Source organism: Gordonibacter pamelaeae 7-10-1-b, from assembly GCF_000210055.1.
GTDB classification, from domain to species: Bacteria; Actinomycetota; Coriobacteriia; order Coriobacteriales; family Eggerthellaceae; genus Gordonibacter; species Gordonibacter pamelaeae.
Genome location: NC_021021.1, coordinates 1,403,679 through 1,423,176, shown reverse-complemented (window position 1 = coordinate 1,423,176; position 19,498 = coordinate 1,403,679). Strand labels below are relative to the sequence as shown.

The following is a 19,498-nucleotide window of genomic DNA, read 5'->3' as shown; positions in this document are numbered from 1 at the left end:
GGGGAGTCCACGCCCAGCTGGCGCTGCGCGGCCGATTGGATGAGCGCCGTGCGCAGGATCTGGTCGTTCTCCATGCGCGCCATGAGCTCCGGCCACACGAACTGGAACTCGAAGTACTTCGAGCAGTTGCGCTGAGCGTACGTGGTGGCCTCGCCCGTCGCGGCCTTCGCGGCGCGGCGATAGGCCTTCTTGTCGGGGCGCGCCAGGCTGCGCAGAAACGCCGTCAGGCGGATGCGCCGGGTGATGCCCGGCTCGAGGAACGGCCCCGGGTAGGGCTCGAGCGAGGAGGGCTTCACCTGCAAGAGGTCGATCTGGGTGCGGCTGTACTCCATCTTGCGGAACTCGTAGAGCCAGCGGAAGATGTCCTGGCGGAAGCGCGTGCCCTCGCTCTCGGTCTCGGGCGGCAGGTGGCGCAGGCTCCACTGGTTGTCCAGCCAGATGTCCGATCCGTACATACGCAGGTCCAGCATGTAGTCCAAGTCCTCGCCGCGGGCGATCCACGGGTCGAACGACAGGCGCTTGAACGCCTCCTTGTGCAGCGCCAGGCAGCCGCCGCACACGTGGTTCGAACGCGACAGGCGCGGGCCGCGCATGGCCTTCGCCATCATCTTGTTGAACGCCTTGCCCTGCTGCCAGAAGTGGTTGTACCACTTGTCCTGGCTCTTCGAGAAATACGTGCCCTCGGAGTTGAAGTAGAAGCCCGTCTTGGCCAGGATGGGGATGCCCTTCTTCGTGAGCTTGCCCAGGCCGTACATGGCCTTCTGCAGGAAGTCGGCGTCGTCCACCACCTCGTCGTCGTCCAGGAACACCACGGAATCGAAGCCGAGCGTGTTCGCCACTACGAGCCCCAGGTTGCGGATGGCGCCGTAGCCGGACAGGCCGATCTCCTTCTGCAGCTTGCCCAGCCCCAGCTGCTCCATGCGCTGCTGGATGAGCGCGAGCTCGGGCGCACCCACCACGGCCACGTTGAGCGAGGGGTACTGCGACACCTGAGTCTGCACCTTCTCGGCCGCCTGGTTCTCGATGGACGGCTCGCTCACCACCAGCACCACGATCTGCCCGATGCCGCGCACCTTCTGCAGCGAGTGCAGCAGGCGCGGCAGCTCGCCCGGGGCCGAGATAGGCGTGGCGTGGTCGTAGGTGGTCAGCACGCCGCCACCTTCCTTGCGGCGGCGGGCAGAGACGAAGGTCGGTATGACGATAACCGGGTTCATGCGCTTCCTTTGAAATCGGCGAGCCGACGGTCCTCTTCGACCGCCCTCAAAACTGATCTATTGTACCGCGTGACCCGTGCTTTGGCCCTGCACCCTCTTGATTACACCGAATTTGCGAAGGAAGGTCGGGGGCAGGGATCAGGGAGGAGGCGTTCCTACGACGCCTTCGCCGGCTGCTTCACCACATGGAAGCGCTTGAGCGCCGAAAGCAGCGGCAAGCCCAGCACGTACATGACCAGCGCCTCGCCGATGCCGGTAGCCACCAGGCCGAACAGGTACATGGGCACGTAGGCACCGTCCAACGCGATGCTCGTGAACGGAATGGTGTAGAAGCCCAGGCCCTGCAACAGGAGCGGCAGGTACGCGGGCACGACCACCGCGTTCGCGATCACCGGCCCGAGCAACGCGAGCTTCGGGCGCTCGCGCATCTTCCAGCACCACAGCGCGCCCAAGAACGTGGCCAGGCTGCCGAACACCACGTCCAGCAAGCCGAGCGCCCCCGTGCCGTTCACGGCCAGCGCAATGAGATTCGCCACGATGCAGCCCACCGTGAGCCCCGGCACGGCCGCCGGCGTGAGCACGGCCAGCACGCATACCGCCTCCGATATGCGGAACTGGACCGGCCCCCATGCCAGCCCCTGCAGCAGGAGCAACGCGACGAGCGTGGCGGCGGCATACACGGCCGCGATCATGCCCGCCTGGGCGACGTACGACGATCTTCCCTTGTTCATGGGTTTCTCCTTGTCTCCACACGACCTATCGGCCGCGGGCTTTGGGCAACGAGTAAACCGCGAGTGCAGGGCCCAACGATACAAACGCGGAGCGCCCCCGCCATGCGCAACGCACAGCCGAACCGCCGCAGCGAAGTATAGCAGAAGCGTTCCGCGCAGGTGAAGGCGAGGAGCACCTCGAATGAGAGCTTAAGCCGAAAGCGAGTCGGGCATGGTCTCCAAGCGATCGAGAAGATGCTGTTTCGAAGCGACGCCGGCTTTGCGGTAAAGATGCTTGACGTGCGTTTTCACCGTGTCGTCGGCTATGCCGAGCTCAATGCCGATACGCAGGCGGCTGCGCCCGCGCGCCAGCAACCTGAGCACGTCGCACTCCCGCGGCGTAAGGCCGCACGTCTCCGCGAGCGCGCAGCATCGCGCATCGACCGCGTCGGGCGCGGGCGTCATGCGCGCACCTCCTCCACCGAAGCGACCATCCTCCGATCGAGCAGCGCCCGCGTCACCCGCAGCACGGCATACGTCCCGAACACGGCAGTGTACGCGGCGACGCTCGCCTGGGCTGCCGCGCCGCCCTGCAGGGCGGAGGGAAGCAGCATGAGCAGCAGATGCACGTACACGAGGCCGAAGAACGGGTAAGCCAGCAGTTGAACGCGTTTCCACGTGTCGGCCCTCATGCGCCTCTTCACCGCATTGAACGACGTAACTCCCAGCACCAGCAGCAGTGCGAACAGCACGAGGGCCAGCATGAGCGCGGCCAGCACGTTGCCGTCCACCCTGCCCCCCAGCAGGCGGGGCGCGTAGGAGGCCAAGTACAGGGCCATGTGCCCGAGCGACAGTATCCAGGCTACGATGGAGAGCTCGGCCCGCACCGGGCGCAACCATGCCTTCGCCCTCGATTCGCCGGGCAGCACGCCGATAAACATGACCACCGCGAACAGCGCCAAGGGCAGCAGGCACTTCTGCACCAGCACCAGAAGCAGCGACCACAGCGGCCGGGGCAGAGGAACGTACGCGCCGAACACGAACACCGCCACGACCAAGACCGCCAACGCGTAGAACAACAGCGGCACCCGTCTGACGACGTTGCGCAAGGCAACGCAAAAGAGCGCCGTCACGACCAAGACCATCAAGAATTCCATACGCTAACACCGTTTCTTTCTTTGGTCGATATCGGCATCGAGCACGGAGAGGAACAGCTCTCCCATCAATGCCAGCGCGGCGTACTCCACGCCATAGGTCTGGAGGAACGCCTCCTCCCGCGTCCTCCCCATAAAGGCAGGAATCCAGCATCCGAGGTGCTCATCCCAGAAACGGACGGCACGTCCGCTCCATACCGCAGCGTCGTCGCGGCGACCTTCCTGTTCTGCGGCGGCAAGGCTGCCGTAGAGAAACGACAGAAACGAGAACTCGTTCCATACGCTGTCGCTGGGCTCCTTGCGCGCGGTCTTGGGCAGCACGCCCGCCTCGCGCATGTGGCGCTCCACGTCGAGGGTCCGGGCCGAGCGGAACAGCGCGGGCGAGCCCTCATGGCCCTCGGCGGTATAGCGGAATGACGCCTCGTACGGCCAGATCGGCACGTCGACTCCTGGGGTCAAGTACAAAATGGTGTGGCCCTTGCGCATCCTATCGGCCAGCCCGACAACGTCCGCGCCATCGAACGCCGAAAGGGCCGCTGCCGCCTTATCCACGGTGGCCGTGGCTGCGCCGGCATCCGCGAGGCAGGCGAGCGCGTCGCTTTGGAGCGATCCATCCGCCAAAGCCGCTGCAAGCTCCGCGTCGGGAAATGCGAAGGCGGCCGCCATCAGCTCGCACGAATCCGCCAAGCCTATCGCGCGACGCACATCGTCCTCGTCCATGGTCTTCCTTTCTGCTTGGCTCGGGCGTCGGTCCGCCGGCACGCAGCGGGCTTTCTGCCGCGGCGCCCCTGCCGTTCAGGAAAGGGCGCCGCAGGATCGGCTAGCGGATGTAGCTGACCTTCGGTCCCGTGCCGTCCTCTTCCTGCAGAACGACGGCCTCCCGGGTGGCCAGGTACTTCGACACGTCGGACTCGGGATCGTCAAGGTCGCCCCAGTACCGCGCGCGGGCGGGACATAGCTGCATGCAGGCCGGCACCTCGCCGCGATCGATGAGGTTGTGGCAGAACGTGCATTTCTCCACCGTGCCCGCCTTGTGGGTAGGCGCGTCGAACTCGCCTACCACGACATCGAGGTAGTATTCCGGCTCGTTGGCGATCAGCGTGCGCACACCCTCGTAGGGGCATGCCTTGATGCAAGACTCGCAACCAATGCACAGCTCGTTGTCGACCCAGACAATGCCGTCCTCACGCTTCTGCGTGGCGCCCGTCGGGCACACGTTCAGGCAAGAGGGGTTGTCGCAGTGCTGGCACTGCATGGGCAGGAAGTCCAGCGTGCAATCGGGGTACGACCCCGCTGCGCAGTCGTTGCTCGTGCCGCCTATGGTGAGCACGCGGTTGTACACGAGGTCCTTCGGCAGGTTGTTCGCCACCTTGCAGGCCGCAGCACACGTTTGGCAGCCGTAGCAGCGGGTCATGTCGATAGCCATTCCGTAACGCGTCATCGTTCGTCCCCCTCCCTACATCTTCTCTATCGCCACGGCGACGTCGTTGAACGCCTGGTTGGCGCACACTTGGTTGTACTCGCGCGACGGAAGGCTCGCATAGTGGCCGTCGATGAAGTCGCCTATCTGCCAGCTGCGCGCAGAGCTTACCATCCTGCGCGGCAAGCCGGCGTTGATGGCAGCCTTCATGACCACGAAGCCCTGGTCGTTGGACAGCTTCACCACATCACCTTCCACGATGCCCAGCTCGGCGGCATCGTCGGGGTTCAGACGCACGATCGGCTCGGGCTCGTACTCCTTCACGTACTCGCAGTCCCACCATTGCGTGTGGGTGTGGGTGCGCATATGCTCCGACAGAAGGTGGAACGGGTAGGTTTCGCGGTAGGCGCGGTCCTCGCCGGCGAACGTCGGCGTCTCCCAGTGCAGGCCTCGCTCGATGGACTCGTCCACCTCCTTGCTCGAAACGTAGGCGCGCTTCACAGTATCCTGGTACAGGCTGATGCGCCCGGTCTCGGTGCCGAACACCTCGGCCGAGGCGATCTTGTCGCCTTCGGGGTAGATGCGCGCAGCTTTTTCACTCTTCAGCTTCTCCACTGTGCAGCCCACGCTCTTCCAGTATTCGGAGTCGAGCAATGTTTCTAGGTACTCCTCCTCGGTGATGTTCCAGAACTCCCCCAGGCCCATCTTCTCGCACAGCAGCCCGAATATCTGGAAGTCAGGCTTTGACTCGCCAAGCGGCTCCACGCACTTGTCCTGCCAGAGCAGGTAGGGATGCGTTGAGAACAGGAACCCGAGATCCACCTGCTCGAACCAATGGGCTGACGGCAAGACGATGTCGGCATGCTTGCACGTCTCGGTCATGCACAGGTCCGCCACCACCACGAACTCCAGCTTGTCGAACCAACCGGTGGTGTAGTCGTGGTCGCACATGGTGACGACCGGGTTCGAACAATGGATGTAAGCGCTCTTGATGGTCAGGTCCTCGCCTAGGAGCTTGCCCGTTTCCAGCACATCGGCGATCTGCACCGTGTGGATGAGGTTGGCCTGGCCACGGCACGGCTTGCCCGAGGAATCCTTCGGGCTGCACGCCGCCGCGCTGTTCGAGTACAGCATCTGCGGCAAGTACTCCTCGGACTGGCCGATGGCCGCACCGGGCTTGCCCGCATTGCCGGTGAGCAGCGACACGAGGTAGACCGGCCATGCGCTGTAATGGCCGTTTCGATAGTGGTTCATGCCCATCATGATCTCGGTGGTGACGGGACCGTCCTCGTGGTAGATGCGCGCAAGCTCGCGCACGTGGTCCTCCGTGAGACCGCACACGGCAGCAGCGACGGCCGGCGGGTACTGCGCGATGTAGCCCTTTGCGTTCTCGTATACCGTCTGCACCTTCACGCCGTTGATGTCGGGCACGCCCGTGAGCGCAGGGGCGGCCGTCTCGCTGAAAGCGACGGCCTTGCCTGCCGCCTCGTCCCATACGGCCGGCGGATCGACCACGGCAGGTTTGCCCGTCAGCGGGTCGGGGTCGCCCTCGGTGGGCTCCACGCCCAGCTCGCTCATGCGCAGGAACGTGCCGTCCTCCTTGATGAGGAGTCCGCAGTTCGTCTTGGCGCGCAGCGTCTCGTCGTCGATCCAGCCGTTCTCCAGCAGCACGTTCAGCACGCCGAGAGCCAGGGCGCCGTCGGTGCCGGCCTTGATGGGAACCCACCAGTCGGCCTTCGAGGCGCTGGCATTGTACACCGGGTCGATGACCACGAGGCGCGTGCCGTTCTCCTTGGCCTCCAAGAAGAAGTGCATGGTGTGCATGAGCGAGATGGTGGGGTTGTTTCCCCAAATGATCTGCGTCTTGGCGTTCTTGCGGTCCGTGAGCTCGTTCGCGAGGTCGATGCCGCCCGTTGCGCGCGAGCTGCCGAAGCCCACGGCCGCATCCACGTCGAGGCTGCAGTACGAGCAGCCCATGACGTTGACGAACCGCTGATAGGCTCCCACGCTGTTGCAAGAGCCGCTGAGCGCGGCGTAGTTGCCGGATCCCAGGAAGAACATGATGGCGGTAGGGCCGTACTGCTCGGTGTAGCCCTTCCATTTCTCGGCGATGGTATCCAGCGCCTCATCCCAGCTGATGCGCTCGAAATCGCCCGAGCCGCGCGCCCCTACGCGCTTCATGGGATACAGCACGCGGTTCGCCCCGTACATGCGCCCCACATGGGTGAGGCCCTTCGTGCAGATGCGGTTGTACTGGGGGTCGGGCATGTCGCGCGCCGAAGTGCGCACCACCTGGCCGTCGCGCACGTGCACGTTCAGAAAGCACCCGCCGCCGCAGTTGCCTCGACAGGTGCCGGAGAACAACTCGTCGGACGATACGGGTGCCTCCGGGTCCACCTTGTCCTTATCGTTGGTTTTCGGTGTGCAGCCCGCCAGCGCTCCAGCTGCGGTGAGGGCGGCGGCCCCCTTGATGAAGCTCCTGCGCGAGAAACCGCGCGCTTGTGCCGTCTCGGCCATGCGATGCTCCTCTCTTCCTTGTTGTCGAAGCCGCTGCGCGCAACGGCATGCTGCACGCGCTTCGCCCGGCGGCTCGATGGGCCTCGCCTGCGGAGGCGCGGGGAGGGAGGGTGTACCGGCTCCGCGCGGCGAGGTTGAGAAGCCATCTGCTTTCCCCTGGCTTCCCGTTGCCTTCACTCTACAAAACCGTACAGCTAATGACGATAAACCGGCGATAAGGATTTGCTTAATAAAATATTAACCGGGCATTAACCCCTCCGCTGATGCCCGTCGGTGCGCATATCGTCGAACAGGTGCGTGTTTCACGTGAAACACCCGGCGCCACCATTCCCCCGAGCTCCCCTACAGCGCGTCCGTCATCTTGTAGCCGACGCGTTGAACCGTGAGCAGGTATTTCGGCTCGGAGGGATTCTCCTCGATCTTCTCGCGGATCTTGCGCACGAACACGGTGATGCTGTTCGTCTTCACATCGGACTCGCCCTCGCCCCAGATATACTCCTGAATCTGGCTGCGCGTGAACACCTTGCCGGGGTTCGCCGCAAGAAACGCCACGATCTCGAACTCCTTCGTGGTCAGCGCCACGGGGCGGCCTCGCAGCAGCACTTGGTACTCGTCGAAACGCACCTCCAGCTCGCCTATGCGCGCGGCGCCCTCACGGTTGCAGCAGCGCGCGAACTCGATGGTGTCCTTATGGCGGCGGATGTTCGCCTCTATGCGCAGCAGCAGCTCGGTGGCATTGAAGGGCTTGGTAACGTAATCGTCGCCGCCGGCCTTGAAGCCGATGCTCTTGTCCACGATATCGCACTTCGCCGAGAGGAAGATGATGGGGATGCGCCGTCCCTCCTCGCGTATCCGACGACACAGGTCGAAGCCGTTCATGCCCGGCAGCATGACGTCGAGCAGCAGCAGGTCGGGCTTCTCGCCGGCCAGCAGCGCCAACCCCCTCTCCGCATCCTCTGCGCCGCAGAAGGCGTAGCCGTTCTGCACGAGCAGCTTCTCGATGGCCGCATGCAGGTTGTCCTCGTCGTCTATGAGCATCACTTTGTACATGGGAGGTCCTTTCTCGGACGCGCGCCGGAACGCGCGCCGCATTCAGCCGACGATCGCGTCGGGCGGTATGGTGATGGTGAACGTGCTTCCCCGGCCCAGCGCGCTTTCCACCGACACGGCGAAGCCCTGCACGGCGGCATACTCCCGCACGAGAGCCAACCCCAGGCCGCTGCCGTTGTACTTGCGCGTGGACGTGCTGTCCACCTGGAAAAAGCGCTCGAAGATGCGCTCATGGTCCTCGGGAGCTATGCCGATGCCGTCGTCGGCCATGCACAGGCGCACGCTGCCGTTGCCCGCGTCCAAGTCAACGCGCAGCTCGACCGTGCCACCGTCGGGCGTGAACTTGATGGCATTGCTTGCCAGGTTCTCCAACATGCGCTGCGTCTTCTCGAAGTCGCCGTTCACAAGCGGCACATCGGATGCCACGCGCGTGCGGAAGGCAACGCAGTATTTCCGGGCAAGCGGGGTCATGGTTCCCCGCACCGATGACACGATGTCTCCCAGGTCCATGGGCTCGCATGCCACATGCACGCTCCCCGCATCGGAACGAGCGATGTCCAGCATGTCGTTTATCATGGTCAGCAGGATCTGGCTGTTCTTCTCGATCTCCTCCCACGAATGGCGTTCGCTCTCGCGGTCGGGAGGGCACGCCTCGCGGGATATCTGCGCGAACGTGATGATGGATGTGAGCGGAGTGCGCAGCTCGTGGTTCACCATGGACAGCAGGTCGGATTTGAACTGCGTCTCTTCAGCCAGCTTCTCGTTCAGGCGCTCCAGGGCATCGCGCTGCTGCTCGAGGGCGACGTTGGCCCTTCGCAGCTCGTCGGTGCGGCTCTCCACCTGATCCTCCAGATGGTCGTACGTCGCATGCAGTTCGGCGGCCATGCTATTGAACCGCTCGATGAGCCGGCTGACCTCGCGCGCGGCATGCGCGTCATCCAACGAAACGGCCAGCTTGCCCTCCCCCATCTCGGTGAAGGCCAGCTTCATGCGGTTGAGCGGCCGGAACACGAAGAACGTGGTCACGGCGTACACCACGGCACCAATGAGCAGCGTGATGAACAGGAAGTACACCACGTCGCGCACCACGTTGTCGCGCACGGCCTGTTGTTGCTGGTCGAGGGGAATCACGATGCTGATGGCGCCGCCCACGGAATCGAGGGTCCAGCCCTCCTTCACCTTGCCGGTGATGTCGACCTCGCCCGCCGGCTCGCCGTGGCATTCGAGGCAGCTCTTGTCCACCTCGAGCGCCTGCGCGTAACGGAACCGCTCGACGCCTTGGAAGTCGGCCACTTCGTAGTATTCCGTAACCGCAGCATTGGCATTGAACGCCTCGAGGGCCTGCGCCTCGAACGCGTCAGGCTCGTCTTGGGAGTTGCGTGGGTTGAAGTTCGTGTAGCGGATGGTGTAGTCGCTGCCCTTCGAGAACAGCGCGCCCACGCTCTTTCCCACGCGCGAGCAATGGAGTCCCTTGAACTCGTAAACCCCGTCCGACGTGGTGTTGATGACGGTTTGCGAGTTGTCCATGAACTGCCAGACGGCATCCATCTCGCGTGCGAATGTGCGCGCCTCCTCCAGCATGGCTGCCTCGGTCTGCCGTTGCTGCGACTGCAGATCGAACAGCACGAACATGAGGAACGACACGGCGAACACCGCGGAAAGCGCGACCAGGTAGATGGTCTTCAGGCTGATTTTCTGCATATCTCCCCCGGCGGACTGCGGCCTTGGCGGCCACCCCTCCCCGCACGCCGCAGACTTTAGCACGAAAGGAAAAGATACGCAAAAGAGTAGGCGATAACCCTAGCCTCTCTTTCCCTTGCGGGATTTGGGGGGGCGGCGCTTGCCGCTGGTGGAGGCTTTCTCGCCGCGGAGGCGGCGGGCTTCCTCGCGGCGCTCCTTCACCTGGGCCGTCTCCTGGCGCAGGCCCTGGTAGGAGGCGAAGCGGGCCTCGCTCAGCTCGCCCGAGTCAACGGCGGCGCGCACGGCGCAGCCGGGCTCGTCCAGGTGGCGGCAGTCGCGGAAGCGGCACTGCTCGGCCAGCTGCTCCACGTCGGCGAACGCGGCCTCGATGCCCGCGTCGGCGTCCCAGAGGCCCAGGCCCCTCACGCCGGGCATGTCCACAACGTAACCGCCGCCCGGCACGGGGATCATCTCGCGGCTCACCGTGGTGTGGCGGCCCTTGCCATCGCCCTCGCGCACCTCGGCCGTTTCCTGCATCTCGTGACCCACCAGCAGGTTCACCAAACTCGACTTCCCCACCCCGCTCTTGCCGATGAACACGGCCGTCGTGCCCGCCGGCACGAGGACGCGCACGGCCTCAACGCTCGCGGGGTCTGCGGCCGACACCACCACCGTCTCCGCAGCGGGCCCTGCCAGCTCGCGCACGCGGTCGCGCACGGCGCGCACGGCATCCTCGCTCTCTGCGAGGTCGGCCTTCGTGAGCACCACGGTCACGGCGGCGCCGGTCTCGTAGGCCAGCACGAGCTCGCGCTCGAGCCGCTTGAAATTCATGTCGGAGAGCGGCTGCGCCACGAACACCCGGTCGAAGTTCGCAGCCAGCACCTGGGGCAGCGCCCGCTCCGTGGGATCCTTGCGCACGAACGCACGCGTGCGGGGCAGGATGGCCTCGATGATGCCCTTGTCGTGGCCCTCGGGAACCGCCACCTCCACCCAGTCGCCGATGACGGCGCGCACCTGCTCGCCCTTCACGAGCGCCGTGGCGTGCTCGCAGCGCACAAGCCGCCCCCCGTCCGTCCGCACGAGCGGGTATCCGCGATCCAGCTTGACGACCTGGCCCTTCTGCAAACGTACCCTCCTCGCTCTAGCGCTGCCGCTCGCGCAGATAGTAGAACACGCCCATGAGCGCGAGCCCGAGCGCCGTGGCAATGGCGCCGGGAACGAACGCGTTCACGTCGAACTCGTCTTCGTGGTGCTTGCCCTTCTCCACCACGGTCACGATGTCGGCGTGCAGGTCCGTGAGCCCCTCGTGCTCGGTGCACACCAGGTGGAACGTGCCGCGCACCTGCAGCTTCGTGCCGGTGGTGCCGTACTTGCCGTACGTGTCGATCTTCGCCGCCTGCTCGGCGGTCATGGATACGGACACCGTGGAAGTGGAATCCTTCTCGTTGGCGGCGAGCGTGATCCACTTGTGGCGGTTGTCCAGGCCCTCGCGGATACTGTCGCCGATAACCTCGCCCACCACCTGCACGGTCTGGTTGTCGTAGTACGCATCGGCGCTGCCCAGCGCCGCGATGGACGTGTCGTAGATGAACGAGCTGTCGGGGCGCTGCTGGGGGTTCACCAGGTTCTCGTCATCGTCCGCGAACGCTGGACTTGGCACGAGCGTCGCCGTCAGCGCCGCAGCCAGCACGAGCGCGGCAAGGGCGCCGCGCAACCAACCGAGGGCCCCAACAGGGAAGCAGCCCGCCCGCATCACAGCACCTCGCCTGTTCGTATCTGGGGCGCGCGGCGGCGCGGCTTGAACGACACGAATATCTCCACGATCAGCGCGAGCAGCGTCACGAATTCCAGACGGCCGGCCCACATCTGCACGATGTAGAACGCCTCCAGCGTGGCCGGCATGCCCGGCGCGGCCAGCCCCGACGACACGCCGCCGTTCGACGCCATGGACACCGACTCGAAGATGGCCTGCGTGGCCTCGTATCCGTGCGCGATGCCCACGAGCGCGCCGATGACGTAGGTGAGCACGTACAGCGTGAATACCGTCATGGCCTCCTTCACCACCTCGGGCGTCACCATGCGACGGCCCACGTGGTTGTACGACACCACCACGCGTGCCGAGTCGGGCGCAAGCGCCTCCTTGATGGTGGCCACGATGGACTTCGCGATGATGCCCACGCGGCTGAACTTCACGCCGCCCGACGTGGACCCGCCGCTGCCGCCCACGGCCATGAGCAGGGCCACCACGAGGAATGCGCCCGATGACAGCGCGCCGGTGAGCTGGTTCGTGGTGATGTTCTGGAAGCCCGTGGTGGAGAACGCCGAGATGACCATGAACCCGCCGCGCCTCAGCATGGCCGGCAGGTCGGAGAAGTTCAGGCTGGCGGACAGCGAGGCAGCGAACACGCACGTCATCACGGCAAGCCACAGCACCATGGTGCGTATCTCCAGATCGCGGAAGAACACGGCCACATGGCCCTTCCATATCTCGGAGTGCAGCACGAAGTTGACGGAGCCCAGCAGCATGAGCAGCATGAGCACCACCTCGATGGGGAACGAGTGGTAGTACATGATGCTCTGGCTCATGGGCGCGAAGCCGCCGGTCATGAAGCCCGAGACGGCCAGCCAGAACGACTGCAGGACCGCACGCAACGGCTCCATGCCTATGAAGAGGCACACGAGCGACAGGATGCCCGTCGCCAGAATGATGAATCCCATGCCGATCTTGGCGATGAACTGCGTGGTCTGCACCACGTTGGGCACGACGTGCTCGCTGCGGCCCTCCGACGAGTACAGACTCGCGCCCGAGCGCTTGCCGAACAGGCCGAACGACAGCGCCACCACGATAAGGCCGAAGCCGCCCAGCAGGTGCATCATGAAGCGCCACATGTTGTCGGCGTAGGAAAGGTGGTCGAGGTCGAGGATGATGCTGGCGCCCGTGGTGGTGATGCCCGACACGCCGTCGAACAGCGCGTCAAGATAGCTGGCGAAATGACCTGAGAGATACAGCGGGATGCTTGCCACGCACGCGAGCACGATCCACGCGAAACCGGTCACGGCCAGCGCCTGCTGGCGGCCGAGCCGGCCGGGCTCGATGCGCAGGAAACGCAGGCCCGAGCCGAGGATGAGCGTGATCCCGATGGTCAGCAGGTAGTGCGAGGCCGGCTCCCACTCGCCGCACGCGATGGCCGTGGCCAGCGGCACGAGCAGCGCGATGGTGGAGAAAAGGACGAGCACGCCCAGATAGTGCCCGATGACGCGTATGTCGTAGAGGGAGAACCGCTGCCACATGGCCTATCCCCTCCGAAGGCCGGCGCGAGGCACGGCCCGGTTGCCCGTCGTCATCCCAACACAACCCTCACCACGATGATGAGCGTCCACAACAGCAGCAGGAAGCACACGAGCGCCAGCAGCACGACGCCGAACCCGATCAGCGGGGTGGTGATGGCCTGCCGTATGCTCTGCTTCGAAGTACGCATGCCGGTATTCTAGTACAAAAGCCCCGCGCGCGATACGTCCCGGGCGCCAACATCGCGAAACGTTGATGCGGCGCTCCTCGTTCGTCGCATGCCCCAGAAAAGGCGCAGGCCGGTGTTTCACGTGAAACACCGGGACGAGAATGCGTCCAGAAAACGAGTGCGGGCCTCGCGGGCTGAAAGGGCGGAGCCCAGCATGTCCGCACCGGCGAGCGCCTCCTCGAGGAAGCGCCGTTGGGCGGGAGCAAGCGGTAACTCGTCGCGCCAGGAACCTCCCCGACGCGACGAGTCGAACGACGAGTACCGCAGGTACAGCACAAGATCGGCGAAACCGGCGATATCCGCGGCGCAGGCGGCAGCGAACACCTCCGCACCGTCCTCCTCTTGCCGGCTCAAGCCGAAGTCGATGAGCGAGACGCGCTCGCCGTCGTACAGGATATTCGCCGGACGCAAGTCGCCATGAGCCGCGCCGGCCTCGTGGAGGGCAACGAGCGCGTCGGCCAGCTGCGAGCCTATGCCCGCGACCTCAACGGGCCCGAACACATGGCGTCGCTCGAACAGCCAGGTAGCAAGCGAGTCGCCCGGCATGCGCTCCAGCACGATGAAGTAGGCGCGTCCCGCACGCACGATGCCGCGCCACGCCGGCAAGGCCGGATGGTCCACGCGTGAAAGAGGCGCCACCTCGCGCCATACGGCGGCGAGGTCGTAGGAAGGACGGAGGGGACGCAGAAGCTTCAGCGCCGCCGGGACGCCGCCGGGACCGACGGCGTCGAACACGGCACCCGAGCCACCGATGCCCGCCAGCCTCCCCAGGCGGTAGCCCTGCACCGAGCGCCCGCAGAAGCGCCGGTACGGCAACGCCACGAGGAACTCGGCCGCACGGGGCATGGGAGGCCTCCCGGTGCGTGCAGCGCTATCGCGGCGTGCCGCAAGAGGGGCAGAACTTCGCGCCCGGCGGCAGTTGCGAACCGCACGAAGCACAGAAGCCGCCGCCCTGCTCCACCTTCGCGCCGCACTGGAGGCAGAACTTGGAGCCGGCCGGAATGGCCGTGCCGCACTGCGTGCATGCCATGCCGGCAGGGGAAGGCACGGTGCCTGCGGGCTCGGCGGCCATGGGCATGCCGCCGCTGGGGAAGGCTTGCCGATGCCCCTGCATCGGCTGCTGGCCGTACCCCTGTTGGCGGTAGGCCGCCTTGCGACGGTCGGAGCTGCTGAACGAGCCGAAGCCCAGTCCGGACAGGAAGCCCTTCTGCTGGTACTGTGCGCTGCCGCCCTGGCCGTACTTGCGCTTCTTCTTGCTGCTGAACGAGAACATGCCCATGGATGCCGCCTTTCGAAGGTCGCCCCGCGCCCCGGCGCGCGGCGAGAATCGCTGCAAAACGTTGGAACCACGGTAGCAGAACCGCGCGGCGCGAAGATCAAATCGAGGTAAAGGATAAGGCTGCCGCCCGGCGTTCCCGAAAAACCGCACAACCGTGGCAAGACGCAGAACGACCCGCCGCGCAGCATGCGGGCGGGCCGTTCAGTTCGCTGCGTGCGCCGCGGGAACACGATGCTCCGGTGGCTGACAGCGGCTACTTCTCCAGCAGCAGGTCGTCCAGAGCCGTGGCGTCGAGCTCCAAGGGGGCCTCGACGGTGCACTGGTAGTTGCCGTCGGCGTCGATGTCGATGAGCACGTGGCTGCGGTCGCGCAACTGGCCCTCCACCACCTTCTGGGCGATGCGGTCCACGATCTCCTTCTGGATGAGGCGCTTCAGCGGGCGCGCGCCGAAGATGGGGTCGTAGCCGTCGATGGACAGATGCTCCATCGCGGCCGGCGTCACGTCGAGGGTGATGCGGCGGTCGGCCAGGCGGTCGCGCACCTCCTCAAGCTGCAGGTCCACGATGGGCTCGATGTTCGTCATGTTGAGCGCGTTGAACACCACCACGTCGTCGATGCGGTTGATGAACTCGGGGCGGAACGTCGCGCGCAGGGCGCCGTCGATGGCCTGCTTCATGGCCTTCTCGTCGCCGTGCTCGGCGAACTCGCGGATGAACTGGCTTCCCACGTTCGACGTCATGATGATGATGGCGTTCTTGAACGACACCACGCGGCCCTGTCCGTCGGTCAGGCGACCGTCATCGAGCACCTGCAACAGGATGTTGAACACGTCCGGGTGCGCCTTCTCTATCTCGTCCAGCAGCACCACGGAGTACGGCTTGCGGCGCACGGCCTCGGTCAGCTGGCCGCCCTCGTCGTAGCCCACGTACCCCGGAGGCGCGCCGATGAGGCGCTGGACGGAAAACTTCTCCATGTACTCGGACATGTCGATGCGCACCATGGCGCGCTCGCTGTCGAACAGGTACTCGGCCAGCGCCTTCGCCAGCTCCGTCTTGCCCACGCCCGTGGGGCCCAGGAACAAAAACGAGCCGATGGGGCGGTCGGGGTCGGAGAGCCCGGCGCGGTTGCGGCGGATGGCGCCGGCCACCGAGGACACGGCCTCGTCCTGGCCCACCACGCGCTCGTGCAGCTTCTCCTCCAGGTCCACGAGCTTCGCCATCTCGCCCTGCATCATCTTCTGCACGGGGATGCCCGTCCAGGTGGACACGACCTCGGCGATCTCGTCGTCGGACACCTCCTCCTTCAAGATGGCGCCGTCCTGCTGCTTCACGTTCAACGCCTCTTCGGCGGCGTGCAGGCGGCGCTGCAGGTCGGGGATGCGGGCGTAGCGGATCTCGGACGCCTTCACCAGGTCGCCCTCGCGCGTGGCGCGCTCCTCTTCCAGCTGGGCGCCTTCGAGCTCGCTCTTGAGCTCCTGCACGTTCACGATGGCGTCCTTCTCGTTCTGCCACTCGGCCTTGCGCTTGTCGAGGTCCTCCTGGGCGGCGGCGATGTCGCGGCGCAGCACCTCCAGACGCTCCTTGGAGGCCTCGTCGGTCTCCTTCATGAGCGCCTGCTCCTCGATCTGCATCTGGGTGAGCTTGCGGTCGGCCGCGTCAACTTCCTCCGGCATGGAGTCGATCTCGATGCGCAGGCGGCTGGCGGCCTCGTCCATGAGGTCGATGGCCTTGTCGGGCAGGAAGCGGTCGGAGATATAGCGGTTCGAGAGCTCGGCCGCGGCCACGATGGCGGCGTCGGTGATGCGCACGCCGTGGTGGATCTCGTACTTCTCCTTCAGGCCGCGCAGGATGGCGATGGTATCCTCCACCGTGGGCTCCGTGACCAGCACCGGCTGGAAGCGGCGCTCGAGGGCCGCGTCCTTCTCGATGTACTTGCGGTACTCGTCGAGCGTGGTGGCGCCGATGGCGTGCAGCTCGCCGCGGGCGAGGGCGGGCTTGAGCATGTTGCCGGCGTCCATGGAGCTGTCGCCGGTGGAGCCGGCGCCCACGATGGTGTGCAGCTCGTCGATGAACAGGATGATCTGCCCCTCGCTCTGCTTCACCTCGCGCAGCACGGCCTTCAGGCGGTCCTCGAACTCGCCGCGGTATTTAGCGCCGGCCAGCATCGCCGGCAGATCGAGGGCGATGATGTCTCGGTCCTTGAGCGACGAGGGCACGTCGCCGTCGACGATGCGCTGGGCCAGGCCCTCCACGATGGCCGTCTTGCCGGTGCCGGGCTCGCCGATGAGCACGGGGTTGTTCTTCGTGCGGCGGGACAGCACCTGGATGGTGCGGCGGATCTCCTCGGCGCGGCCGATGACCGGGTCGAGCTTGCCCTCGCGGGCCTGCTGGGTGAGGTTCTGGCCGTACTGCTCCAGCGCCTCGAACTGCACCTTGTTCTGCTGGTCGGTCACGCGGGTGTCGCCGCGCAGCTCCTCGTAGGCCGCCTCGATGGTCTTGCGCGTGATGCCTGCGGCGTTGAGTATCTTGCCGGCGGCGCCCTTCTCCTCGGCCAGCGCGATGAGCAGATGCTCGCTCGTGGCGTAGCTGTCTCCCAGCTTCTCGGCGATCTTCACGGCGCTGTCGATGAGGCCCATGAGCGCCGGGCCCGGCACGCCGCTCATCATCATGGGGCCGCTCGCGCTCACCTTCGGCATGCGCAGGATCTCGTCGTCCACGTTGGCCATCAGCTGGAACGGCTCGGCGCCGATGCGCTTGATGATGGCCGACAGGTTGTTCTCCTTCGATTCAAGCAAGGCCTTCAGCATATGGATAGGCTCCGCTTGGGATGCTTCGTTCTCGGAGGCGATGGTGATGGTCTGCTGCAACGCCTCCTGGGCGGTCAGGGCCAGTTTGTTCAGGTTTCCCATGCTCATAGGTTCGTTCCTCCTTCGCTTTCGTCCAATGGCAAAAGCCGAGAATGCAAGGTTAGGGAAGGCGGCGCAGCGCCGTGGGCATGTCGGATGCCCGCACAAGCGAGTTCACGCTCTCGCGCGTTTCCAGCTCGTGCACGCGGTCGGCCAAGCGGCGCACGCGCTTGTGCAGGTCGTCCAGCTCGTTGTCGCGCTCGTCCAACCGCCCTTGCAAGTCCAGGATGCGGATGACGCCGGCCAGGTTGATGCCCTCGCCGGTGAGCTCGTTGATGAGCTCCAGCCGCTCGATGTCGGCCTGCGAGTACATGCGCGTGTTGCCGCTCGTGCGCTGCGGCGTGACGAGGCCCTTCTGTTCGTAGGTGCGCAGCGTCTGCGGGTGCACGCCGGCGAGCTGGGCGGCCACGCTGATCATGTAGAGCGGGCGGTTGCGGTCGGTGCGGTCGGTCATTGCCAGCTCCTCACGTCATCCGTCGTGGCAGCCAGGAAGTCCTCCATGGCCTTCTTCTGGCCCTCGCTCATGGCCTTCGGCACCTGCACGTCTATCCTCACCTTCAGGTCGCCGGTGCCCTCGCCCTTCACGCGCGGGGCGCCCTTGCCCTTGATGTTGAGCACCGTCTCGTCCTGCGTGCCGGCGGGCACGCGCACGCGCACCTTCGTGCCGTCGGGAGCGGGCACGACGATGCTGGCGCCCAGCGCGGCCTCGGCCACGGTCACGGGCACGTCCACCTCCACATCGGCGCCCTTGCGGGTGTAGTAGGGGTGATCGTCGATCTTCGTCGTGATGAGCAGGTCGCCCGCCGCGCCGCCGTTCTCGCCGGGGCCGCCCTTGCCCTTGAAGCGCAGGCGGCCGCCGTCCACGGCGCCGGCCGGTATCTTCACGGTGAGCGTTTCCTTGTCGGCCCTTCCGGGCACGCGCACGGTCACGAGCTTCTCGGCGCCTTTGAACGCCTCGTCGAACGACACGTTCAGCGTCACGTTCATGTCCTGGCCCTTGCGGGGTCGCGGCTGGCGCGCGCCGCCGCCGAATCCGGACAGGTCGCCGAAGTCCCAATCGCTGCCGAAGGCGCCATCGCCGTGACGGATGCTCTCCAGGATATCGGCCCAACTGCCGAACCCGCCGCCTCCGCCGCCGCCGAAGATGTCCTCGACGTTCACGTTGCCGCCGCCCCATCCGTGCGGGATCTGGTTCTCGTTCGCGGTCCCGTACTGGTCGTACAGCTTGCGCTTCTTGTCGTCGGACAGCACCTCGTACGCTTCGTTGAGCTCCTTGAACTTCGCCTCGTCGCCGCCCGTGTCGGGGTGGTGCTTGCGCGCGAGCTTGCGGAACGCCTTCTTTATCTCGTCAGCCGTGGCGTTGCGCGCAACGCCGAGCGTTTTATAGTAGTCGGGAGTCGCTGCCATGCTCCACCACCTTTCGTTCTACCTCGTATCAAGCAGAAGCGGGCCTTGAATCCGCCCGCTTCCGCCTGCTGCTATTTCTTGTCTTTATCGCCCTCGTCAGGCGCTTTCTCGCGCTTCGGACCACCGCTGGTCACGGTCACCATGGCTGGTCGCAAGACTTTCGATCCCATCTTGTAACCTTTCTGGTAGACCTCGGCCACCGTCTCGTCGGGCACGTTCGCGTCGTCCACCGTGGCCACGGCCTGCGCCTCGAGCGCGTCGAACGCCTCGCCCTGCGGATCGATGACCTCCACGCCGTCCTTCTTCAGCACGTCGACCATCTTCGTGTGCACGGCGCTCACGCCGTCCAGCAGTCCCTGCTCGCCGTTCTTCGTGGCGTAGTCGATGGTGCGCTCGAAGTCGTCCAGCACGGGAAGCAGGCCCGACACCAGCTTCTCGGTCGCGCGGGCCTTCTCGGCCTCGCGCTGCTCCGCCGTGCGGCGGCGGTACGTGTCCCATTCGGCGTGCAGCCGCAGGAACTTGTCCTGCCACTCCTGGGCCTCGGCCTTCGCGGCAGCCACCTGCTCGCTGTCCGTGGGCTTCGCCTCCACCGGCTCGCCTTCGAGGGCCGCCTCGGCCTCTGCGACGATGCGGTCGGCGTCGCT

19 protein-coding genes are annotated in these 19,498 nt (G+C 65.7%); all 19 read right to left on the bottom strand.

Annotated features, from left to right (window positions below; translation table 11 throughout):
* Nucleotides 1–1,214, bottom strand: a 1,214-nt coding sequence (locus GPA_RS06535) for a glycosyltransferase family 2 protein (RefSeq protein ID WP_083808956.1), incomplete at its 3' end; no start/stop codon positions are given.
* Between the two features lie 155 nt (nt 1,215–1,369).
* Complete coding sequence (locus GPA_RS06530; protein WP_015539370.1) at nt 1,370–1,945, bottom strand: QueT transporter family protein; 576 nt, start codon at nt 1,943–1,945, stop codon at nt 1,370–1,372.
* A gap of 189 nt (nt 1,946–2,134) precedes the next feature.
* Nucleotides 2,135–2,389, bottom strand: a complete 255-nt coding sequence (locus tag GPA_RS06525; RefSeq protein ID WP_015539369.1) for a response regulator transcription factor — start codon at nt 2,387–2,389, stop codon at nt 2,135–2,137.
* A complete protein-coding gene (locus GPA_RS06520) occupies nt 2,386–3,081 on the bottom strand; it encodes a ferric reductase-like transmembrane domain-containing protein (RefSeq protein ID WP_015539368.1) in 696 nt (231 codons plus the stop codon). The genes GPA_RS06525 and GPA_RS06520 overlap by 4 nt, the downstream gene beginning before the upstream one ends.
* A 3-nt stretch (nt 3,082–3,084) precedes the next feature.
* Nucleotides 3,085–3,798 carry a molecular chaperone TorD family protein gene (locus GPA_RS06515; protein WP_015539367.1) on the bottom strand — a complete coding sequence of 238 codons (714 nt, stop codon included), beginning with the start codon at nt 3,796–3,798 and terminating at the stop codon, nt 3,085–3,087.
* A gap of 100 nt (nt 3,799–3,898) precedes the next feature.
* Nucleotides 3,899–4,519, bottom strand: a complete 621-nt coding sequence (locus GPA_RS06510) for a 4Fe-4S dicluster domain-containing protein (protein WP_041239196.1) — start codon at nt 4,517–4,519, stop codon at nt 3,899–3,901.
* A 15-nt stretch (nt 4,520–4,534) separates the two neighbouring features.
* Nucleotides 4,535–7,015 (bottom strand): molybdopterin-dependent oxidoreductase, encoded by a 2,481-nt coding sequence (locus GPA_RS06505; RefSeq protein ID WP_015539365.1) that lies wholly within the window; start codon nt 7,013–7,015, stop codon nt 4,535–4,537.
* A 342-nt stretch (nt 7,016–7,357) separates the two neighbouring features.
* A complete protein-coding gene (locus GPA_RS06500; RefSeq protein WP_041239195.1) occupies nt 7,358–8,065 on the bottom strand; it encodes a response regulator transcription factor in 708 nt (235 codons plus the stop codon).
* A 42-nt stretch (nt 8,066–8,107) separates the two neighbouring features.
* Nucleotides 8,108–9,766 carry an ATP-binding protein gene (locus GPA_RS06495; protein WP_015539363.1) on the bottom strand — a complete coding sequence of 553 codons (1,659 nt, stop codon included), beginning with the start codon at nt 9,764–9,766 and terminating at the stop codon, nt 8,108–8,110.
* Nucleotides 9,767–9,865: 99 nt separating this feature from the next.
* Nucleotides 9,866–10,870, bottom strand: a complete 1,005-nt coding sequence (gene rsgA, locus GPA_RS06490; RefSeq protein ID WP_041239194.1) for a ribosome small subunit-dependent GTPase A — start codon at nt 10,868–10,870, stop codon at nt 9,866–9,868.
* A 16-nt stretch (nt 10,871–10,886) separates the two neighbouring features.
* Nucleotides 10,887–11,498, bottom strand: coding sequence for a hypothetical protein (locus tag GPA_RS06485; protein WP_041239193.1), 612 nt, complete (start codon nt 11,496–11,498; stop codon nt 10,887–10,889).
* On the bottom strand, nt 11,498–13,036 hold the full coding sequence (locus tag GPA_RS06480; RefSeq protein ID WP_015539362.1) for a TrkH family potassium uptake protein: 1,539 nt from the start codon (nt 13,034–13,036) through the stop codon (nt 11,498–11,500). Before GPA_RS06480 ends, GPA_RS06485 begins: the two co-directional genes overlap by 1 nt.
* A gap of 50 nt (nt 13,037–13,086) precedes the next feature.
* A complete protein-coding gene (locus GPA_RS18965) occupies nt 13,087–13,224 on the bottom strand; it encodes a hypothetical protein (RefSeq protein WP_015539361.1) in 138 nt (45 codons plus the stop codon).
* 117 nt (nt 13,225–13,341) lie between these two features.
* Entirely contained in the window at nt 13,342–14,109 is a 768-nt protein-coding gene (locus GPA_RS06475; protein ID WP_015539360.1) for a protein kinase family protein, read from the bottom strand.
* Nucleotides 14,110–14,134: 25 nt separating this feature from the next.
* A complete protein-coding gene (locus GPA_RS06470) occupies nt 14,135–14,542 on the bottom strand; it encodes a zinc ribbon domain-containing protein (protein ID WP_015539359.1) in 408 nt (135 codons plus the stop codon).
* Between the two features lie 253 nt (nt 14,543–14,795).
* Entirely contained in the window at nt 14,796–17,456 is a 2,661-nt protein-coding gene (gene clpB, locus GPA_RS06465; RefSeq protein ID WP_015539358.1) for an ATP-dependent chaperone ClpB, read from the bottom strand.
* A 52-nt stretch (nt 17,457–17,508) separates the two neighbouring features.
* A complete protein-coding gene (locus GPA_RS06460; protein WP_015539357.1) occupies nt 17,509–17,901 on the bottom strand; it encodes a heat shock protein transcriptional repressor HspR in 393 nt (130 codons plus the stop codon).
* Nucleotides 17,898–18,854: a DnaJ C-terminal domain-containing protein gene (locus GPA_RS06455; protein WP_015539356.1), complete on the bottom strand. Its 957-nt coding sequence runs from the start codon at nt 18,852–18,854 to the stop codon at nt 17,898–17,900. Before GPA_RS06455 ends, GPA_RS06460 begins: the two co-directional genes overlap by 4 nt.
* 71 nt (nt 18,855–18,925) lie before the next feature.
* A partial coding sequence (locus GPA_RS06450) for a nucleotide exchange factor GrpE (RefSeq protein ID WP_041239192.1) occupies nt 18,926–19,498 on the bottom strand: 573 nt, incomplete at its 5' end.